Source organism: Streptomyces hygroscopicus (genome assembly GCF_026168105.1).
GTDB lineage: Bacteria > Actinomycetota > Actinomycetes > Streptomycetales > Streptomycetaceae > Streptomyces > Streptomyces hygroscopicus_D.
Genome location: NZ_LBMW01000011.1, coordinates 1 through 19,346, shown reverse-complemented (window position 1 = coordinate 19,346; position 19,346 = coordinate 1). Strand labels below are relative to the sequence as shown.

The following is a 19,346-nucleotide window of genomic DNA, read 5'->3' as shown; positions in this document are numbered from 1 at the left end:
CGACGTGGCCGTTCGACTGGAGTTGCATTGGCCGGGCGCATCGAAGACTACGCACTCATTGGAGACATGCAGACCGCGGCGCTGGTCTGCCGGGACGGCACCGTGGATTGGCTGTGCCTGCCCCGTTTCGACTCCCATGCCGTCTTCGCGGGCCTGCTCGGCACGGAGGAGCACGGCTTCTGGCGCCTGGGGCCGGCCCATGCGGCGGACGCCCAGCCTCCGACGGCGACCCGGCGGTCCTACCGGGGCGAGTCCCTCATCCTCGAGTCCGAGTGGGACACCCCGCGCGGCACGGTCCGGATCATCGACTTCATGCCCCCGCGTGACGGCGCCCCGCAGCTGATCCGGATCGTGGAGGGCGTCACGGGCCGGGTGCCGATGCGGTCGGCGCTGCGGATGCGGTTCTCGTACGGACGCGTGGTGCCCTGGGTGCACAAGCACGAGGGACGCACGGTGGCCGTCGCCGGCCCCGACTCCGTGTGGTTCGACACGCAGGCGGAGACCTACGGAAAGTCTCTGACCACATACGCGGACTTCACCGTCGCGCCGGGTGACCGGATCGCGTTCACGATCTCGTGGCAGCCCTCGCACAAGGAGCCGCCACCGATGCCGGAGCCAGAGCAGTCACTGGAGGCGACCGAGGAGTTCTGGCGGGAGTGGGTCGAGCACTGTACGTACCACGGCCCCTACCGTGAGGCCGTCATCCGTTCCCTGATCACGCTCAAGGCGCTCACCTACGCTCCGACGGGCGGCATCGTGGCCGCGCCCACGACCTCGCTGCCGGAGGAGGTCGGCGGCGTACGCAACTGGGACTACCGCTACACCTGGCTGCGTGACGCGGCGATCACCCTGTCCTCGCTGCTGCGCACGGGATACCGCGAGGAAGCCCGTGCCTGGCGCGAGTGGCTGCTGCGGGCCGTGGCCGGGGACCCCGAGAACCTGCAGATCATGTACGGCATCGCGGGCGAACGGGAACTGGGCGAGGCCGAGTTGGACTGGCTGCCGGGCTACGAGAACTCGGCGCCGGTGCGCGTCGGCAACGGCGCCGCGCACCAGCTGCAGCTGGACGTGTACGGCGAGGTCACCGAGGCCCTGCACCTGGCCCATATGACGGGTCTGGCGCGCAACGACTACGCCTCCCTGCTCCAGCTGAGGCTGATCCGCTACCTGGAGCAGCACTGGGACGAGCCGGACGAGGGCATCTGGGAGGTGCGCGGGCCGCGCCGTCACTTCGTGCACTCCAAGGTCATGGCCTGGGTCGCGGTCGACCGCACGATCAAGCTGATCGAGTCCGGGGACGCCGACGGCCCCCTGGAGGAGTGGCGCGAGCTGCGCGACGACATCCACCGGGACGTGTGCGAGAAGGGCTACGACAAGGAGCGCAACACCTTCACGCAGTCGTACGGCTCCAAGGAGCTGGACGCCTCGCTGCTGCTGATTCCGCAGATGGGCTTCCTGCCGCCGGACGACAAGCGTGTGATCGGCACGATCGAGGCGATCCAGCGCGAGCTGTCCACGGCCGACGGCTTCATCCTGCGCTACCCCACCTCGGGCGAGGAGGAGGGCGTGGACGGCCTGCCGGGCGACGAGGGCGCGTTCCTCGCCTGCTCATTCTGGATGGCGGACGATCTGGCGATGATCGGCCGCGTGGACGAGGCCCGCAAGCTCTTCGAGAAGCTGCTCGCCCTGCGCAACGACCTGGGTCTGCTCGCCGAGGAGTGGGACCCGCGCCTGCAGCGCCAGGTCGGAAACTTCCCGCAGGCCTTCAGCCACGTCCCGCTGATCGACACCGCGCTGCGCCTGACCGCGTCCGGCGCGTACGGCGGCTGAGCCCGGCCTCGTACGCCGTCCCCGAAGTTGCACGGGACCGGTGCGCCCCGCCCGCCTAGGCTGAAGGCAGTCTGTCCGTCCCCTGCGGGAAGGGGGCGGCTGTCATGGCTGCCCTGTCGAAGGCGGGCGCGGCGCTCGCCGCGCTCCGCGCCGATCTGGCGGGCGAGGTCTTCGCCCCCGGTGATCCGGGCTACGACGAGGCCCGGACCGTCTTCAACGCGCGGATCGACCGCCGTCCGGCGGTGGTCGCGCGGTGCCGGGGCGAGCCCGATGTCGTCCGGGCCGTCCGCTTCGCCCGGGATCTGGACCTGAAGATCGCCGTGCGCGGCGGCGGCCACAGCGTCGCGGGCATGGCCGTCAACGACAACGGCGTGGTCGTCGATCTGCGCCGGATGCGCCGGGTCACGGTCCGTCCCGGCTCCGCCACGGTACGGGTCGAGGGCGGTGCCCTGATGAGCGATCTGGACCGCGCCACCCGGCCCCATGGGCTCGCGACCACCGGCGGCCGGATCTCCACGGCCGGGGTCGGCGGCTTCGTGCTCGGCGGTGGCAGCGGCTGGCTGGACCGGCTCTTCGGCCCCGCCGTCGACAACCTGCTCGGTGTGGACCTGGTGACCGCGGACGGCGGCATCCTCCACGCGAGCGACGGGGAGAACTCCGAGCTGTTCTGGGCGCTGCACGGCGGCGGCGGCAACTTCGGCGTGGCCACCGCGCTCACCCTCAGGCTGCACGAGCTGTCCGAGTTCTCCGTCGCCCTGATCCTGTTCCCGCCGGAGCGGGGCCCGGAAGCCGTCCGGCTGCACCGCGACCTCATCGCCGGCGGACCGCCGCAGGCGAGCGGCGCCGTACTGCGGCTGACCGGCCTGCCCGAACCGTTCGTGCCCGAGTACCTGGTGGGCAGGCCACTGTGCGGTGCGCTGGTCACCTATGCCGGCGACGCGGACGGCCTGCGCGGGCTCGTCCGCCCGCTGCCGGCGCTGCCGCACGAGTCCCTCGCCCTGGGCGCGATGCCGTACGCGGAACTCCAGCGCATGTTCGACACGCCGCCCGGGATGCGGAACCACTGGTCGTCGGAGTATCTGACCGGGCTGCCCGACGAGCTGATCGACGGCCTCTGCGCCCGCGCGATGCCCGCTGCCATGGCCTGCCGGCAGATGCTGTTCCCGCTCGGCGGGGCGCTCGGCTCCGGGCCACCCACGTACCCGGTCCCCCACCGGGACGCGACCTGGGCCGTGCAGCCGTTCGCGCGCTGGGAGGACCCCGAGGACGACGAGCGGGCCCTCCGGTGGGCGGAGGACCTGCACGCCGATGTCCGGCCCTGGCGGACCGGCGCCGTCCGCGTCGGCCTGATCGGGGACGAGGGCAGGGACCGGGTGGTGGCCGGCCTCGGCACCGGCGACCTCAACCGGCTGGCACGGGTGAAGCGCCGGTACGACCCGGACAACGTGTTCCGGTACAACCACAACATCCCGCCGGCCTGACGCCGGCCGACGGTGCGCCTCGGGCGTGCGCGCGGGTAGCGTCGGCGCATGGACAGCCGTTTCACCCCTCAGGGCGCCCAGAGCACCGGAATCACCGTAGAGCGGGCGCTGGAGCTGCCTGGGCTGCGCAACGGGCTTCCGGAGGTGCTGGCCGGCGCCGACCGGCTGCACCGCACGGTGCGCTGGGTGCACGCGGGCGAGGTCCCCAACATCGCCTCGCTGCTCAAGGGCGGCGAGCTGCTCCTGACCACGGGATACGGCTTGGGCACCCGTCCCGCCGACCAGCGCGCGTTCGTCCGGACGCTGGCCGAGCGCGGCATCGCGGCCCTGGTGGTGGAGCTGGGCCCGCGCTTCAGCCGACTGCCCGCCGCCCTCGTCGAGACGGCCCGGACGGCGGGGCTGCCGCTGGTCCAGCTGCACCGCGAGGTGCCGTTCGTGGCGGTCACCGAGGAGATCCACACCGAGATCGTCAACGGCCACTACGCGCTGCTCCAGCGGGCCGAGGAGGTGCACCGCCGCTGCACCGAGGCGCTGCTCGGCGGGGGCGGGGTGCCCCAGGTCCTCGGCATCCTGTCCGACTTCAGCGACAACCCGGTGTTCCTGGAGACCGCCGACGGACAGCTCCTGTACGCAGCCGGGACCGGGCCCGCGGACACGGACCCGCTCCAGGTGTGGGAGGGGCTGCGCGGCCAGCACAAGGACGAGCCTCCGGCCGGGACGACCCTGGTGGACGTGCCGGGCGGCGGAGCCGGCACGGGTTCCGTACGGGCCCGGCTGGTGTTGCTGCCGGTCAGCGCACCGCTGGCGCCGGTGCACCGCATCGCCGCCGAGCGGGCCGCGGGCATCCTGGCCGTCGTGCTGATGCAGGCCCGCCAGGAGGAGGAGCTCGCGGCGCGTGGGCGCGGCGACTTCCTCACCGATCTCGCCGAGGGCCGGATCGCCGCGGAGGACGCGCCCGCGCAGGCCCGGGTGCTGGGCTTCAAACCGGGCGGCAGCCCGCTGCTGCCGGTGGTGATGCGGCTGGCGGACGGCCCGTCGCCCGGCGGCGGGGGCTGGGCGGTCCTGGCGCGGGCGGTCGCGGAAGAGCTGGCCTCGGTGGGCGTACCGGCCCTGCTCGGCGTACGACCGGTGGAGGGCCGGGTCCCGCTGCTGCTCGGCCTGCGTTCGGAGTCGGAGCGCCCGGCGGTCGCCGACCGGGTGGCCGCGGCGCTGCGCGCCGGTGTGGAGCGGGCGGGCATGCAGCGGCCGGGCGCGCGGCCGCCGGTCGTGGTGGTCGGTGCAGGTGGCGGCTGGGCGGCGGCGTCGGCGGGGCTGCGGCACGCGGCGGAGACGGCGACGGCGGCGCAGGGGCTGCCCGAGCGCCCCTGGTACGACGCCCGCCGCCTCGACATCGACCTCCTGCTGTGGCGGCTGCGCGAGCACCCGGACCTGGCGGCCTTCGTGGACCGGGCGATCGGCCCGCTGCGCGACCACGACCGTCGCTCCAAGCCGCCGTTGCTGCCCACCCTCGAGACCTATCTGGCGCATGCCGGCCGCAAGGCGGAGACGGCCCGCGAACTGCATCTGAACCGGCAGACCCTCTACAACAGGCTGGCCCGGATCGGGGAGTTGCTGGGCACGGACCTCGACGACCCGCAGACGGTCCTGGCACTGAGCCTGGCACTGCGGGCGCGTCGGCACGTGCCCTAGATGTAGGGCCGGGCCTGGGTCAACTCGTCGTAGACGCTCAGCACCTGGGCCACGGTCTCGTCCTCCGTCGGCCAGGTGGCGGCCTGCTGCGTGCCCCTGTCCTTCAGCAGGTCGCGGCGCACGGGGTCGTCCAGAAGCCGTACGACGGCGTCGGCGAGGGCGTCCGCGTCTCCGTAGGGGACGAGTTCCGCGGCCTCGCCGACCAGTTCGCGGATGCCGCCGACATCGGTGGCGACCAGCGGCACCCGCGCGTGCAGGGCTTCCTGGGCGAGGACGGACCGGGACTCCCAGCTGCTCGGCAGCAGTGCGAGGTCGGCCGCGGCGAGCAGCTCGCCGACGTCCTCGCGCCGGCCGACCAGCCGCACCGGCAGCTCCTCGTCCTCGATACGCCGCTGGAGCACCGTCCGCAGCGGCCCCTCCCCGGCGATCACGACCAGGGGAGCCGGATCGAGGCGGCGCCAGGCGCGGGAGGCGTCGAGCAGGACGTCGTACCCGCGGTGCCGGTCGAGGGCGCCGACGGCCATGAGGAACGGCCGGCCCGTGGCGCCGAGTTCGGCGCGGATCTTGGGCCTCAGCCGGTCGGGGTCGTCGTGGTCGTCGGGCTTGCGCGGCGCAGGCAGGGCGACGGCGGCGAGCCTGGCGTCACGGGCGCCACGGCGGCGGGCCCGGTCGACCAGGTCGGACGACGTGCCGAGGACGACGGACGAGGCGCGGGCGACACGGCGCTCGAGGAGGCGCAGGACATGGGCGCGGGGGCCCTCGGCGTGCGCGCGGGTGTGCCAGGTGACGACGAGGGGAACACGGCGCCCGCTGAGCGCGAGCGCGGCGCGCAGCCCGGCGTGCAGTCCGTGCGCGTGCACCAGGTCCGCCTCGGCACAGACGACACGGAGCGCGGCCAGGGAGGTGGGTTCCGTGCTGCGGGGCACGGGAACGTGCCGGGCGCCGACGCCGGTGAACTCGTAGATGCGTTCGGCCTCGACGGGGGCGCACACGGTCACGCGCACGCCCCGGGCGACCAGGCCCGACGCCAGCGTACGCACATGCGCGCTGCTGCCCGCGCTGCCCCCGCCGAGCACCTGTACGGTGCGCAGCGGCGATCCGCCGTGCGGTGAGTGGCTGCTCGCAAGGCTCACGTGGCCGGGGCTCCTGGTTCGGCGTCGGACGGTCACGAAGAAACGTACAGAAGGATCGCGCGGTGGGGGTGGACCGCGCCAAGCGGCTCCGGAGGAGAGCGGGTGCGTGCCTGGACTTCTCCGGGATCGCTCAGGTGCTCCGCGGACGACTCAAGGATGCCAGGGCGCGGGGGTGTTGCGGCACCGGCGGGTGGGCGCGACGGTGGCGGAGCGGGCGGCCGGGGGCGGCCGGGTCACTCACACGGGTGAGGAGCGTAGCGAATTCGAGTGGCTTGTGGAGGGGAGCGCCCGGGTCGGGGCCACGCCCCACGACCTGGCGGCCTCGCTCACTTTCGCCCCGTACGCCGCCGCGGCCACGAACGCCGCCGCGTGCGCAACCAGTCCCAACCGGCCTCCCCCACTGTCGGCCCCACTCGAGCGGGGGGACCCCCATCCGGCCGCAACGGCCGTGCCGAGCAAGGCGCCGAGGGCGTGCGCCCCGGTGTCGCCGAGCATCACACGCTCCCCGAGGTCGTCCGGAAGGAGCGAGGCTGCGGCCCCGGTCGCCACCGCGCACAACTCCCCCGAGGCGCCCTTGCGCAACAGCCCGGGAGCACCCAGCACGAGCACGGCCCCGGCGGCACGCCCCGGCCGCACGTCCACGAGATTGACGAAGTGCGCGGCCCCTGCGATCACCACGCCCGCGAGCACCTTGTCCAGGGGCCGCTCCTGAAGGGCGGCCCCCGCCACGAGCGCCCCCGCGGAGATCCCGAACAATTTCACGGCACCGCTGGTGACCTCACCGTCCCGCAGGGCGCAGAGATGCGCCCGGAACCCCCGCCGGGGATCCCCGGCGCCGGCGATGTCGTCGTAGGCACCGCAGACTCCGGCAACCAGCACGGCGAGTCCGGCCGCGGGACGGACCCGCCCGGCCCCGAGCGCGGCGGCCACGCCGGACGCGGGCCCCGCGTAAAGTCCGACGGTCCGCCCCGCGTGGTTCTTCCGCTCCCAGCGGTCCCGCCCGCCCGGCGCCGCGGCACGCAGGGCGGCCGTTGCGGCACGGGTGACGGCCGCGGCGCTCGCGAAGGTGACGGTCCGGCGCATTCCCATGATCATCCAGCGAACTCCTCGGGGGTTCCGCCGACGCCTCCCCCTACGCGTCCGCCCGCGCAGTCGCCAGCAGTTCCTCCGCGTGCGCCCGTGCAGTCTCGGAGTCCTCCTGACCCGCCAGCATGCGGGACAGTTCACGGACCCGGTCCTCGCCCTCCAGGACCTTCACCCCGGAGCGGGTCACCGACCCGTCGTTCGTCTTCTCCACCAGCAGCTGCCGATCGGCGAACGCCGCCACCTGCGGCAGATGCGTGACGACCACGACCTGCGCGGTCTTGGCGAGCCGCGCGAGCCGACGGCCGATCTCGACCGCGGCCTTGCCGCCGACACCCGCGTCGACCTCGTCGAAGAGGTACGTCGGCACGGGGTCCGTCCCCGCGAACACGACCTCCACCGCGAGCATCACACGCGACAGCTCACCGCCCGACGCGCCCTTGGCAATGGGCCGCGGCGGCGCGCCGGGATGGGGTGCGAGCAGCAGCTCGACCTCGTCGGCACCAAAGGGCCCGTAGGCGACCGTACGCCCGCCGACCTCGACACCGTCGGGATCGTCCGTCTGCCGGATCTCGAACGACACGCGCGCGTGCGGCATGGCGAGCGAGGCCAGCTCGGCGGTGACGGCGGCGGCGAACCGCTCGGCGGCCTCCGTGCGCGCGTCCGTCAACGCCTGTGCGAGCCCGCCCAGTTCGCCCCGCAGGCCGTCCCGCTCGGCGGTGAGCTCGTCGATCCGCTCGTCGTCGCCGTCCAGTTCGGTCAGCCGCGCGGCGCTCTGCTCGGCCCACGCCAGGACGGCATTGATGTCCTCGCCGTACTTCCGGGTCAGCGCGCCCAGCGCGGCCCGCCGTTCCTCCACGGCCGCCAGTCGCCGCGGATCCGCGTCCAGGTCGTCGGCGTACCCGGCCAGCTCGCCCGCCACATCGCCCAGCAGGATCCCGATCTCCCCGATGCGGTCGGCGAGGCCCGCCAGCGCCGGATCGTGCGAGCGCACCGTTTCCAGGGCCCGGTGCGCACCCGCGACCAGCGTGGCCGCGTCGACGCCCTCGGGGTCCTCCGGGTTGCCCGCCAGCGCCGCGTGCGCGGCCGTCGCCGCCGAAGCGAGCGCCTCCGCGTGCCCGAGCCGCTCGGCCTCCTCGGCCAGCTCCACGTCCTCGCCGGCCCGGGGCTCCACGGCCGCGATCTCCTCGAGCCCGAAGCGCAGCATGTCGGCTTCCTGGGCCCGCTCACGGGCACGTGTGACGATCTCCTCCAGTTCGGCGGAGAGCGCCCGCAGCCGACGGTAGGCCTCGCCGTACTTGGCGAGCGGCACCGCGACGGCGTCCCCCGCGTACCGGTCGAGCGCCTGCCGCTGGCGGGACAGCTTGAGCAGCCCCTGCTGGTCGGTCTGCCCGTGCACGGCGACCAGTTCGTCGGCCAGCTCCGCGAGCATGCCGACGGGCACGGAACGCCCGCCCAGATGCGCCCGCGAGCGTCCCTCGGCGGAAACGGTACGGCTGATGAGCAGCGCCCCGTCGTCCAGCTCGGCGCCCGCCTCTTCGGCGCGTACGGCGACGGAGGCGCCCTCGGGCATGGCGATCCGCCCCTCCACGACCGCGTTCTTCGCACCGATCCGTACGAGCGCCGGGTCCGCGCGCCCGCCGAGCAACAGGCCGAGACTGGTGACGACCATGGTCTTGCCCGCACCCGTCTCACCGGTCACGGCGGTGAAGCCGGGCGACAGCTCGACGACCGCGTCGTCGATGACTCCGAGCGACCGTATCCGCATCTCCTCCAACACGGAGAAGACCTTACGAGGTCGGGGTGGGGATGTGCGACGGGCCCCGGCCCGCTTGTGCGAAGCCGCAGGTGGCGGAAGTACACCGAGCGGGCCATATCACCCCCTGGAGGTACCCGCAGCGGTCAGTGGGGCGGCGCCCCTCGCCATCCGGACACCGGCAGCGCGAACTTGGCCACCAACCGGTCCGTGAAGGAGGCATGGTGCAGCCGGGCGAGCCGCACCGGCACCGCCCCCCGCCGAACCTCCACCCGCGCGCCCTGCGGCAGCTCCACCATCCGCCGCCCGTCGCACCACAGCACACCGTGCGGCGTGTCCGGCTGCACCTCCACGGCGAGAACGGAGTTCGGCGAGGTCACCAGCGGCTTGGCGAACAGCGCGTGCGCACTGATCGGCACCATCAGCAGCGCCTCCACCTCCGGCCACACCACGGGCCCGCCCGCGGAGAAGGCGTACGCCGTCGAACCGGTGGGGGTGGCACACACGATGCCGTCGCAGCCGAACCCGGTCACCGGCCGCCCGTCGATCTCCAGGACGACCTCGAGGAGCTTCTCGGCGGAGACCTTCTGCACGGCCGCCTCGTTGAGCGCCCAGTCGGTGTGCACGATGTCACCGTTCTTGTGGACGACGACATCGACGGTCATGCGCTCCTCGACCTCGTACGCCTTCATCACCACCCGGTCGACGACCCGGTCGAGGTCGTCTCGCTCGGCCTCGGCGAGGAAGCCGACCCGGCCGAGGTTGACGCCGAGCATCGGCACCCCGGAGGCGCGGGCGAACTCGGCGCCGCGCAGCAGGGTGCCGTCACCGCCGAGCACGATCAGCAGCTCGCACCCGTCGAGGCACTGCGGAGTGGCCTCCTTGACGAGTTCCACCTCGTCCGGCAGGGGCAGGTCGGCCGCCTCGGCCTCCAGTACCCGCACCCCGATCCCGAAGTGCAGCAGCCCCTTGACCACGAGCTCGGCGCTGCGGATGGCCGCGGGCCGCCCGGTGTGGGCCAGCAGGAAAACAGTACGAGCTCGGTTCTGTGTCAACGCGGCCCCTCCGCCACTGCACGGTCAACGTCGGCCGGGTCCAGTGCGGGTGCTCCGGCTCGCAGCCACAGAAAGTACTCGACATTGCCCGAGGGTCCGGGCAGCGGGCTCGCTTTCACGCCTTTCACTCCGAGCCCCAGTTCGGCGGCCCGTTCGGCAACCCCGCGCACGGCTTCGGCGCGCAGTTCGGGACTGCGTACGACACCGCCGCTGCCGAGCCGTTCCTTCCCCACCTCGAACTGCGGCTTGACCATCATCACCAGATCGGCGTCCGGCTTCGTGCACCGCACCAGGGCAGGCAGCACGAGTCCGAGCGGGATGAAGGACAGATCCCCCACGACAAGATCCACAGGCTCCCCATCGATCGCTTCGAGCGTCAACTCGCGTACGTTCGTACGGTCCTTGACGGTGACGCGTTCATCGCTCTGGAGGGACCAGGCCAGTTGTCCGTAACCGACGTCGACGGCGACGACGTGGGCGGCACCCGTGCGCAGCAGGACATCGGTGAAGCCCCCGGTGGACGCCCCGGCGTCCAGCGCCCGACGCCCCTCGACCTCGAGGCCCTGCGGAACGAAGGCCGCCAGGGCGCCCGCGAGCTTGTGTCCGCCCCGGGACACATAGTCGGGGTCGCCCTCGTCCTGTGCGACCACGATGGCGGCCGCGGTCTCCACCTGGGTGGCGGGCTTGGTCGCGACGGTCTTGCCGACGGTGACCCGGCCCGCGGCGATCAGCTGGCTGGCGTGCTCGCGCGAGCGCGCCAGCTTCCGGCGGACCAGCTCCGCGTCGAGACGACGGCGTGCGACTCCTGCCACGGTGGGTTCAGCTCCTGTGCTCGTAGTGCCCTGGGGGCGCCGGAGGTCCCGGGCGGGCGTCGAGCGCGGTCAGCGCGTCACGCAGCCCCCCATGTACATCCTCGTACACCTCGATGTGCCCGTCCGTGGCGAGGTGGTCCGCGTCGGCCAGGCGCTCCAGCTGGGCGTCGACGTCGGCGTTGCCGGTGGGGGTCCGGGGCACGTTCAGCGGGGCGGGAGCGGCGGGGTCGTATTCCGGCGCGTACGCGGTGTCGGCCGGAACATCCGATGCAGGTTCCACGGCTTCCGCGGGGACCTCGACCTCGGGCACAGAGTCGCTCATGCCCCGACGCTACCCCGAAGCACTGGGGTACCGTCGCTCACGATGGCGACGATTGAGGAGTGCCGCAGCGCACTCGACAAGCTCTCGGACAACCTGGCGGGCGCTGACGGGGACGTACGCGCGGCCGCCGCCCTGGACCGCTCGCTCAGCTGCCGTGTCACCGACCTGGACATCACCTTCGTCGGCCGCCTCACGGACGGCCGGATCGAGGTGCTCCACACGGTGCAGGGACCGCCACGCGAAAAGGCTCAGATCAGACTGACGATGACCGGCGACGATCTGGTGGCGATGGTCGACGGCGAGCTGAACTTCGCCAGGGCCTGGGGCGCGGGCCGGGTGAAGCTGGAGGCGGCCCTGCTCGATGTGTTTCGCCTCCGGAAGCTTCTGTAGACCCGAACAGGCGTGCGGCCTCAGGAAGCCTTCTCGGCCGCCGCGCGCGCACGTGCCCTGCGTGCCGCCGGCACCACCAGCGGCGTCCCCGTCTCCGGGTCGTCGAAGACCCGGCAGCGCAGCCCGAAGACCTCCTCGACCAGTTCGGCCGTGACGACGTCGTTCGGGGCGCCCTCGGCGATGACCCGTCCGCCGCGCAGCGCGATCAGATGGGTGGCATAGCGGGCGGCGTGGTTGAGGTCGTGCAGGACGGCGACCAGGGTGCGTCCCTGTTCCTCGTGCAGTTCGGCGCACAGGTCGAGCACGTCGATCTGGTGCTGGATGTCCAGATAGGTCGTCGGCTCGTCCAGCAGCAGCAGCGGCGTCTGCTGGGCGAGGGCCATGGCGATCCACACGCGCTGCCGCTGGCCACCGGAGAGCTCGTCGACATAGCGGTCGGCCAGTTCGGCGACGCCGGTCCGCTCCATCGACTCCTGAACGACCCGCTCGTCCTCGCTCGACCACTGGCGCAGGATCCCCTGGTGCGGATAGCGGCCCCGGCCCACGAGGTCGCCGACGGTGATCCCGTCGGGCGCGATCGAGGACTGCGGCAGCAGGCCCAGGGTCCGTGCGACCTTCTTCGCCGATATCGACTGGATGACCTGCCCGTCGAGCAGTACCCGCCCCCTGGACGGCTTGAGCATCCGGGACAGGGCGCGCAGCAGCGTGGACTTGCCGCAGGCGTTGGGGCCGACGATCACGGTGAAGGAGTTGTCGGGGATCTCCACGGACAGCTCTTCGGCGATCATGCTCTGGTCGTAGGCGAGGGTGACATGGTCGGCGGAGAGACGGTGCACAGCGCTCCTTGTGTCGTTCGGATCCGGTCCGCCTGCGGCGCTCATATGCGACCCGCCCGGCGCTCGGTGACCAGCAGCCACAGCAGATACAGGCCACCGAGGACCCCGGTGACCACACCCACGGGCAGCTGGTCCGCGCCGAAGGCCCGCTGGGAGGCCCAGTCGGCGACGATCAGCAGGGTGGCGCCCATGACCATGGAGGGCACCAGGTTCGGTCCGGGCGCGCGGGTCAGGCGGCGGGCGAGCTGAGGCGCGGTGAGCGCCACGAACCCGACCGGGCCCGCGGCGGCGGTGGCACCGGCGGTGAGCATCACCGCGGACACCATCAGCAGCAGCCGTACGCGCTCGACGCGGACCCCGAGGGCGTACGAGACGTCGTCGCCCATCTCCGTCATCCGCAGCCCCCGGGCGTTGCCGAGGACGAGCGGTAGGAGGGCGGCGCACAGGACGAGCAGTGGCCAGACCTGGTCCCAGTCGCGGCCGCCGAGGGATCCGGTCATCCAGACGACGGCGCGGGCCGCGTCGACGATGTCGGCCTTGGTGAGCAGATAGCCGTTGGCCGCCGTGACGACCGCGGAGACGCCGATGCCGACCAGGACCAGACGGTAGCCGTGCACGCCCTGCTTCCAGGCGAGCAGGTAGATGGCGAGGCCGGTCGCCAGGCCGCCGGCGAGCGCGCCCAGGGCGACCTCGGTGGCGCTCCCGGAGAACAGCACGATCACCACGAGCGCGCCTGCCGTCGAACCCTGCCCGAGGCCCAGCACATCCGGACTGCCCAGCGGATTGCGGGAGATGGACTGGAAAAGTGCGCCGCCGAGCCCGAGCGAGGCGCCGACCAGCAGACCGACGAGCACACGCGGCAGCCGCAGTTCGGTGACGATGAACTCCTGGCGCGGATCGCCGTAGCCGGCCAGCGTCCTGAGGACGTCCCCGGCCGGGATCGAGAAGTCGCCGGTGCCGATCAGCAGGATGCTCGCGGCGAGCGCGGCGGCCACCAGCAGCGCGACGACCGCGAGGGCGCGCGGGTCGAGCCGCACGGACAGTCCGTCCCGGACACGCAGGGCCGGGGTGCGGGTGGTCTTCACAGCTGTGCCGTCCTGCGCCGTCGTACGAGGAGGATGAAGACCGGGCCGCCGATGACCGCGGTCACGATGCCGACCTGGAGTTCGGCGGGCCGGGCGACGACGCGGCCGATGACGTCGGCGCCGAGCAGCAGCACGGGCGACAGGACGGTTGCGTACGGCAGGATCCAGCGCAGGTCGGGGCCGGTGAAGGACCGTACGGTGTGCGGGACCATCAGCCCGACGAACACGATCGGCCCGCAGGCGGCGGTCGCGGCCCCGCACAGCACGGTCGCCGCGGCCATGGACAGGGCGCGGGTGCGGTGGAGGTTCGCGCCGAGGGCACGGGCGGTGTCGTCGCCCATTGCCAGGGCGTTCAGCGGCCGGGCCAGGGCCAGCGCCAGGACCGTACCGGCCACGAGGAACGGCACGACCTGGGTGATGGTCGCGTCGGTGGCCGAGCCCAGCGAACCGACCGTCCAGAAGCGCATCGTGCCGAGCGCCGCGTCGTCCGTGATCATCACCGCCTGCAGATAGCCGTAGAGCGCGGCGCTGATCGCGGTGCCGGCGAGCGCGAGGCGCACCGGCGTCGCGCCCCGGCTGCCGCCGAGGAACCACACCAGGGCACCCACGGTGGCGGCGCCGAGGAACGCGAACCAGACATAGCCGCTCAGGCTCGTGACGCCGAGGAACGTGATGGCGGTGACGACGGCGGCCGACGCGCCCGCGTTGATGCCGAGCAGTCCTGGGTCGGCCAGCGGATTGCGGGTGAGCGCCTGGAGAACGGCCCCGGACAGACCGAGCGCGGCGCCGACGAGCAGCCCCAGCACCGTGCGCGAGAGCCGGTCGTCGACCACGACGTCCGCGTACGTCCCCGAGTCGTGGAAGAGGCCGTGCCAGACCTGGGCCGACGATAGCCCTTTCGCACCGATCGCGATGCTCGCCAGTGCGACGAGCACCAGGACCACGACCGAGGCCAGGAGCCCAACGGCCCGTATCGCCCGATGAGTTGGGGGCACGGGGGCGGTTTCCGCGCGCGGTTCGGGAGGACTGTCGACCAACACGAAGTTAGGTTAGCCTACCCTTTATGGCGGGGTCGACGCCGGTCCTGTTTCCGGTTCGGCGTCGGGTGCTGTTCCGGTTCGGCATCGGGTGCGCCCGGAGGCCGCCCCCATGGGCTCACAATCCCAGTCGCGCCAGTGCCTTCCCGCCCTCCAGCTCGCACGAGCCGTCACCGGCGGCCGTCCAGGCCGCCGCACACAGCGCCCGCAGCCCGTCCATGGCCTCGCCCTCCCCCTCCAGCTCCAGCCGCTCCGACCCCGCCGTCGCCGTCCAGCCACCGCAGCGGAACCCGTCATCCACCGCGGAGACCTCCGGCTGCCCGGTCAGCAGCCCGCGCAGATCCGCGTCCACGTACGTCGGCCGGTGCTGCGGCGGCGCGGCGAGCAACCGTGCACCGTCGGTCACACCCGTCAGCACGAGCAGCGAGTCCACCCCACCGTTGAACGCGCCCTCGATGTCCGTGTCCAGCCGGTCCCCGACCACCAGGGGCCGCTCGGCGCCGGTGCGCAGGATCGTCTCCCGGTGCATCGGCGGCAGCGGCTTGCCCGCCACCTGCGGCTCGGCACCGGTCGCGATCCGTACGACCTCCACGGCCGCCCCGTTCCCCGGCGCGATCCCGCGCGCGCTCGGGATCGTCAGATCGGTGTTGGACGCGAACCACGGCACCCCGCGGGCGACGGCGTACGACGCTTCCGCGAACCGCCCCCAGGACAGCTCGGCCCCGCCGTACCCCTGGACCACGGCCACCGGGTCGTCGTCGGCCGACTCGACGGGAACGAGCCCCCGCTCCCGCAACGCGACACGCAACCCCTCCCCGCCGACGACCAGCACCCGCGCCCCCGCGGGCACCTTCTCGCTGATCAGCCGGGCGACCGCCTGCGCCGACGTGATGACGTCGGGGCCCTCCGCCGGTATCCCCAGCTCCGTGAGGTGCGCGGCCACCGCTTCCGGCGTGCGCAGCGCGTTGTTCGTGACGTACGCGAGATGCATCCCGCCGGAGCGGGCGGCGCCGAGCGACTCCACGGCGTGCGCGATCGCGTGCCCGCCCGCGTACACCACCCCGTCAAGGTCGAGCAGCGCCGTGTCGTACGCCTCACTCAAGGGCCGCGCGCTGCCCTCGGGCCACGTCCTGGCGGTCTGGCTCATTCCGCATCGCTCCTCGTTAGCTCGCTTTCCCCCGATCATCGCGCATGGCGCCGGGACACTTACCATGCACCAATGAACACTGCAGGTCCTGGGGACGTACCGGTACGCAAAGGCCTTGAACTGACTCCCTTCCGGGGCCTGCGCTACGACCCCGACCGCGTCGGCAGCCTCGCCGCGGTCACCTCCCCGCCGTACGACGTCGTCGTACGGCCCGACGGGTTGCTGCACCTCGAGTCCGCCGATCCGTACAACATCGTGCGCCTGATCCTTCCCCAGGCGGCCACCCCCGCCGCACGCAACAAACAAGCGGCCGAAACCCTGCACCACTGGCTCACCGAGGGCGTCCTGACGGCCGACGCCGAGCCCGGCCTGTACGTCTACGAGCAGCACGGCGGCGGTCTGCTGCAGCGCGGTGTCATCGGCGCCCTGCGCGTGTCGGAGCCCTCCGAGGGTGTGGTCCTCCCCCACGAGGACGTCATGCCGCATGTGATCGCCGACCGGGCGGCCCTGATGCGGGCGACCTCCGCCAACCTCGAACCCCTGCTGCTCACCTACCGCGGCAACGGATCGGAAGCGGGTGCGACCGCCGTCATCGAGCGCACGGCGCAGCGCCCGCCGCTGCTCTGCACCACCACGGAAGACGGTTTCAGCCACCGTCTGTGGGCGGTGACGGATCCGGCCGAACTCGCCGAGATCCAAGGGGATCTGGCCCGGCATCAGGCCCTCATCGCGGACGGCCACCACCGCTGGGCGACGTATCTGCGTCTACGCGCGGAGCACGCCTCTCCCAGCCCCTGGGACTACGGGCTGGTCCTCCTGGTGGACACGGCCCGCTACCCGCTCAGGGTCCGCGCCATCCACCGCCTCCTGCACCGCCTCCCGGTGTCCGAGGCGCTCTCCGCGCTGTCGGGCCTGTTCCGCGTACGTCACCTGCGGATCCCCCTGACCGAGGCCCTGGCGGCACTGGCCGACACGGCCTGCGCCGGAAACGCCTTCCTGCTGGCGGGCGACGGTGCCTTCCATCTGGTCGACCGGCCGTCCCCGGACCTCCTGACCCGCACGGTTCCGGCGGACCGCCCGGAAGCCTGGCGCACCCTGGACGCCACGGTCCTGCACGCCGCGCTCCTGGAGAACGTCTGGCGCATTCCCGAGGACTCGCCGGAGCACATCGCCTACATCCACGACACCGCCGCGACGGTGGAGAAGGCCGAACGTGACGGCGGCACGGCCGTGCTGATGCACCCCGTCCGCGAGGAGGTCGTACGCGAACTGGCGCGGCAGGGCGTGACGATGCCGCGCAAGTCGACCTCGTTCGGCCCCAAGCCCGCGTCGGGTCTGGTGCTGCGGGCCCTCACGTCCTGACAACCGGAAGGGGCGGGGTCGCTGCCCTGCCCCTTCCCTCGGCTGCACCCGATGACGTCAGCTCTTGTCGTCCTCGACGTCCCCGGACTCGCTCCCGCTCTCGCTCTCGCTCTTGCTCTCGCTCTCGCTCTCGCTCTCGCTCTCGCTCTCGGCGGAGACTTCCCGGGACTCGACGTCGGGCTCGACGGCGTCATGGCTCTCATCGAGCACGTCGACGAACTCCACGCCGTCCAGCTCGGCAAGCCGGTCGGACGCATCTGTGCTGCCGTCCTTGTCCGACTCGACCGCCTTGGCGAACCACTCGCGGGCCTCGCTCTCCCGGCCGACGGCGAGCAGCGCCTCGGCGTACGCGTACCGCAGCCGTGCGGTCCACGGCTGCACGGCGTTGGAGGCCAGCTCCTGGCTCTGCAGCGTCACGATGGCGGCGTCGAGCTGCCCCATGTCACGGCGCGCTCCGGCCGCGACGAGCCGCATTTCGACCTGACCGGCCTTGTCCAGCTTGTGCACCTCGGGGGCACCAGCCATGTCCAGCGCCTTCTCGGGCCGACCCAGACCGCGCTCGCAGTCGGCCATGACGGGCCACAGATCGATGTTCCCGGTCATACGCCGCGCGGCCCGGAACTCGGCGAGGGCCTCGCTGTACTTCTGGCTTGCGTACGCGGCGAAGCCGGCCGCCTCGCGCACGGCGGCGACACGGGACGCGAGACGCAGCGCCACCTTGGAGTACGCGTACGCGCGCTCGGGTTCCTCATCGATGAGCCTGGCGACCATCACCAGGTTCCTGGCGACGTCGTCGGCGAGCGTCTTCGGCAGGCTCTGCAGCTCCTGCCGTACGTCCTTGTCGATCTCCTCGCCGGTGACGTCCTCGGGGATCGGCAGCCGCTTGATCGGCTCGCGGTCACGGTCGCGCTCCCGTTCCTCGCGGAAACGGCCGCCACCGCGACGGTCGTCACCGCGCCGGTCGTCCCGCCCGCGGAAGCCACCGGGGCGGCCGCCGCGGTCGTCACGACGGGGGCCGCGCGCACCGCGGTCGTCCCGTCCGCGGAGGCCACCGCGGTCACCTCGGCTGTCGTCCCGGCGGTAGCCGCCACGGTCACCGTCGCGCCGGTCGTCACGACGGGGCCCGGACGGCCGGTCGTCACGACGGTCGTCACGACGGGGCCCGGACGGCCGGTCGTCACGACGGCCGTAACCGCCGCGGTCGCCATAGCCGCCTCGATCGCCATAGCCGCCTCGATCGCCGTACCCCCCACGGTCGTCACGGCGGTCGTCCCGACGGAAACCGCCGCGGTCGCCGCGATCCTCACCACGGTGGTCGTCGCGCCGACCGTAACCGCTGCGCTGGTCGTCACGGCGGAAACCGCGGTCCCGGTCGTCACGACGGTCATCGCGCCGGTCATCGCGCCGGAAGCCGCCGCGGTCGTCGTCACGGCGGCCGTAGCCACCGCGGTCGTCGTCGCGCCGGAAGGCGGGGCGGTCACCGTCACGGCGGAAGCCACGGTCACGGTCGCGGTCGTCACGGCGGGGCCCGGTCGGCCGATCGTCACGCCGGAAGGGCGGACGGCCCCCGCGGTCGCGGTCGTCGCGGCGGAAGCCGCCGCGGTCACCACGATCGCCGCGGTCGCCGCGATCCCGGTCGTCACGCCGGTCGTCACGGCGGTAGCCGCCACGGTCGTCGTCACGGCGGTAGCCGCCACGGTCGTCGTCACGGCGGTGGCCACCACGGTCGTCGTCACGGCGGTCATCACGGCGGTGGCCGCCACGGTCGTCGTCACGGCGGTCATCACGGCGGTGGCCGCCACGGTCGTCGTCACGGCGGCCGTAGCCACCGCGGTCGTCACGCCGACCGTATCCGGCGCGGTCGTCGCTGCGGCGCGGCCCCCCGCGGTAGCCGCCGCGGTCACCACTGTCCCGGCGGCGTTGGTCGCGCTCCGGACGCTCTTCGGGAGAGTTGGGGGACATGGTGACTCCTGTCTTCGGTACCGCAAGTCATTCTCGCGCAGCCGGGTACCCGGCGCGCCCTGGAAAAACAAAAAGGACCCTTGGCCCCAGCGAGTCGCTGGGACCAAGGGTCCTCCAAAGATTGTTCGGCGGTGTCCTACTCTCCCACAGGGTCCCCCCTGCAGTACCATCGGCGCTGTAAGGCTTAGCTTCCGGGTTCGGAATGTAACCGGGCGTTTCCCTCACGCTATGGCCACCGAAACCCTAATGGGTTCGAGCGAACAAGCACACTCTTCAGTTGATGTTCTACTCAAAGCCGACAACGGATCGTTGTCTCAGAACTAACACAGTGGACGCGAGCAACTGAGGACAAGCCCTCGGCCTATT

The 19,346-nt window shown here is 72.7% G+C and carries 16 protein-coding genes and 1 rRNA gene; 5 read left to right on the top strand and 12 right to left on the bottom strand.

Annotated elements, in window-relative coordinates:
- Positions 1 to 27: 27 nt before the first annotated feature.
- The 3 genes from AAW14_RS13490 to AAW14_RS13480 all read left to right on the top strand — a co-directional run bounded on the left by AAW14_RS13490 (position 28) and on the right by AAW14_RS13480 (position 5,000).
- On the top strand, positions 28 to 1,830 hold the full coding sequence (locus AAW14_RS13490) for a glycoside hydrolase family 15 protein (RefSeq protein ID WP_265563542.1): 1,803 nt from the start codon (positions 28 to 30) through the stop codon (positions 1,828 to 1,830).
- 104 nt (positions 1,831 to 1,934) lie between these two features.
- Positions 1,935 to 3,311 (top strand): FAD-binding oxidoreductase, encoded by a 1,377-nt coding sequence (locus tag AAW14_RS13485; RefSeq protein ID WP_265563540.1) that lies wholly within the window; start codon positions 1,935 to 1,937, stop codon positions 3,309 to 3,311.
- Positions 3,312 to 3,359: 48 nt separating this feature from the next.
- Positions 3,360 to 5,000, top strand: coding sequence for a PucR family transcriptional regulator (locus AAW14_RS13480; protein WP_265563538.1), 1,641 nt, complete (start codon positions 3,360 to 3,362; stop codon positions 4,998 to 5,000).
- On the opposite strand, the gene AAW14_RS13475 is transcribed toward AAW14_RS13480, so the two are convergent.
- The 6 genes from AAW14_RS13475 to AAW14_RS13450 all read right to left on the bottom strand — a co-directional run bounded on the left by AAW14_RS13475 (position 4,997) and on the right by AAW14_RS13450 (position 11,161).
- Positions 4,997 to 6,133, bottom strand: a complete 1,137-nt coding sequence (locus AAW14_RS13475) for a glycosyltransferase family 4 protein (protein WP_265563536.1) — start codon at positions 6,131 to 6,133, stop codon at positions 4,997 to 4,999. The two genes, AAW14_RS13480 and AAW14_RS13475, sit on opposite strands and share 4 nt — an antisense overlap.
- 237 nt (positions 6,134 to 6,370) lie before the next feature.
- Complete coding sequence (locus AAW14_RS13470; RefSeq protein WP_265563534.1) at positions 6,371 to 7,228, bottom strand: hypothetical protein; 858 nt, start codon at positions 7,226 to 7,228, stop codon at positions 6,371 to 6,373.
- A gap of 37 nt (positions 7,229 to 7,265) precedes the next feature.
- Positions 7,266 to 8,984 carry a DNA repair protein RecN gene (gene recN, locus AAW14_RS13465; RefSeq protein WP_265563798.1) on the bottom strand — a complete coding sequence of 573 codons (1,719 nt, stop codon included), beginning with the start codon at positions 8,982 to 8,984 and terminating at the stop codon, positions 7,266 to 7,268.
- 134 nt (positions 8,985 to 9,118) lie between these two features.
- On the bottom strand, positions 9,119 to 10,027 hold the full coding sequence (locus AAW14_RS13460; protein ID WP_265563532.1) for an NAD kinase: 909 nt from the start codon (positions 10,025 to 10,027) through the stop codon (positions 9,119 to 9,121).
- Positions 10,024 to 10,839, bottom strand: a complete 816-nt coding sequence (locus AAW14_RS13455) for a TlyA family RNA methyltransferase (protein WP_265563530.1) — start codon at positions 10,837 to 10,839, stop codon at positions 10,024 to 10,026. Before AAW14_RS13455 ends, AAW14_RS13460 begins: the two co-directional genes overlap by 4 nt.
- A gap of 7 nt (positions 10,840 to 10,846) precedes the next feature.
- Complete coding sequence (locus tag AAW14_RS13450; protein ID WP_265563528.1) at positions 10,847 to 11,161, bottom strand: hypothetical protein; 315 nt, start codon at positions 11,159 to 11,161, stop codon at positions 10,847 to 10,849.
- Positions 11,162 to 11,203: 42 nt separating this feature from the next.
- Here AAW14_RS13450 and AAW14_RS13445 point away from each other — a divergent pair, with 42 nt between their 5' ends.
- Positions 11,204 to 11,551, top strand: coding sequence for an SCP2 sterol-binding domain-containing protein (locus tag AAW14_RS13445; RefSeq protein WP_265563527.1), 348 nt, complete (start codon positions 11,204 to 11,206; stop codon positions 11,549 to 11,551).
- Between the two features lie 20 nt (positions 11,552 to 11,571).
- Here AAW14_RS13445 and AAW14_RS13440 read toward each other — a convergent pair whose 3' ends face one another.
- The 4 genes from AAW14_RS13440 to AAW14_RS13425 all read right to left on the bottom strand — a co-directional run bounded on the left by AAW14_RS13440 (position 11,572) and on the right by AAW14_RS13425 (position 15,656).
- Positions 11,572 to 12,432, bottom strand: a complete 861-nt coding sequence (locus AAW14_RS13440; protein ID WP_265563525.1) for an ABC transporter ATP-binding protein — start codon at positions 12,430 to 12,432, stop codon at positions 11,572 to 11,574.
- The gene (locus AAW14_RS13435) at positions 12,429 to 13,472 is read right to left on the bottom strand and encodes a FecCD family ABC transporter permease (RefSeq protein WP_265563523.1); all 1,044 of its coding nucleotides are present in this window, start codon (positions 13,470 to 13,472) and stop codon (positions 12,429 to 12,431) included. Before AAW14_RS13435 ends, AAW14_RS13440 begins: the two co-directional genes overlap by 4 nt.
- A complete protein-coding gene (locus tag AAW14_RS13430) occupies positions 13,469 to 14,512 on the bottom strand; it encodes a FecCD family ABC transporter permease (RefSeq protein ID WP_265563521.1) in 1,044 nt (347 codons plus the stop codon). The genes AAW14_RS13435 and AAW14_RS13430 overlap by 4 nt, the downstream gene beginning before the upstream one ends.
- Positions 14,513 to 14,627: 115 nt before the next feature.
- The gene (locus AAW14_RS13425; protein ID WP_265563520.1) at positions 14,628 to 15,656 is read right to left on the bottom strand and encodes an HAD hydrolase-like protein; all 1,029 of its coding nucleotides are present in this window, start codon (positions 15,654 to 15,656) and stop codon (positions 14,628 to 14,630) included.
- 72 nt (positions 15,657 to 15,728) lie between these two features.
- Here AAW14_RS13425 and AAW14_RS13420 point away from each other — a divergent pair, with 72 nt between their 5' ends.
- The gene (locus tag AAW14_RS13420) at positions 15,729 to 17,018 is read left to right on the top strand and encodes a DUF1015 domain-containing protein (protein ID WP_265563517.1); all 1,290 of its coding nucleotides are present in this window, start codon (positions 15,729 to 15,731) and stop codon (positions 17,016 to 17,018) included.
- Positions 17,019 to 17,075: 57 nt separating this feature from the next.
- Here the strand turns inward: AAW14_RS13420 and AAW14_RS13415 are convergent, their stop codons facing one another.
- Together AAW14_RS13415 and rrf are read right to left on the bottom strand one after the other, a co-directional pair.
- Positions 17,076 to 17,897: a tetratricopeptide repeat protein gene (locus AAW14_RS13415; RefSeq protein WP_265563796.1), complete on the bottom strand. Its 822-nt coding sequence runs from the start codon at positions 17,895 to 17,897 to the stop codon at positions 17,076 to 17,078.
- 1,206 nt (positions 17,898 to 19,103) lie between these two features.
- Positions 19,104 to 19,220: ribosomal RNA gene (gene rrf / locus AAW14_RS13410) — 5S ribosomal RNA — on the bottom strand.
- Positions 19,221 to 19,346: the final 126 nt, after the last annotated feature.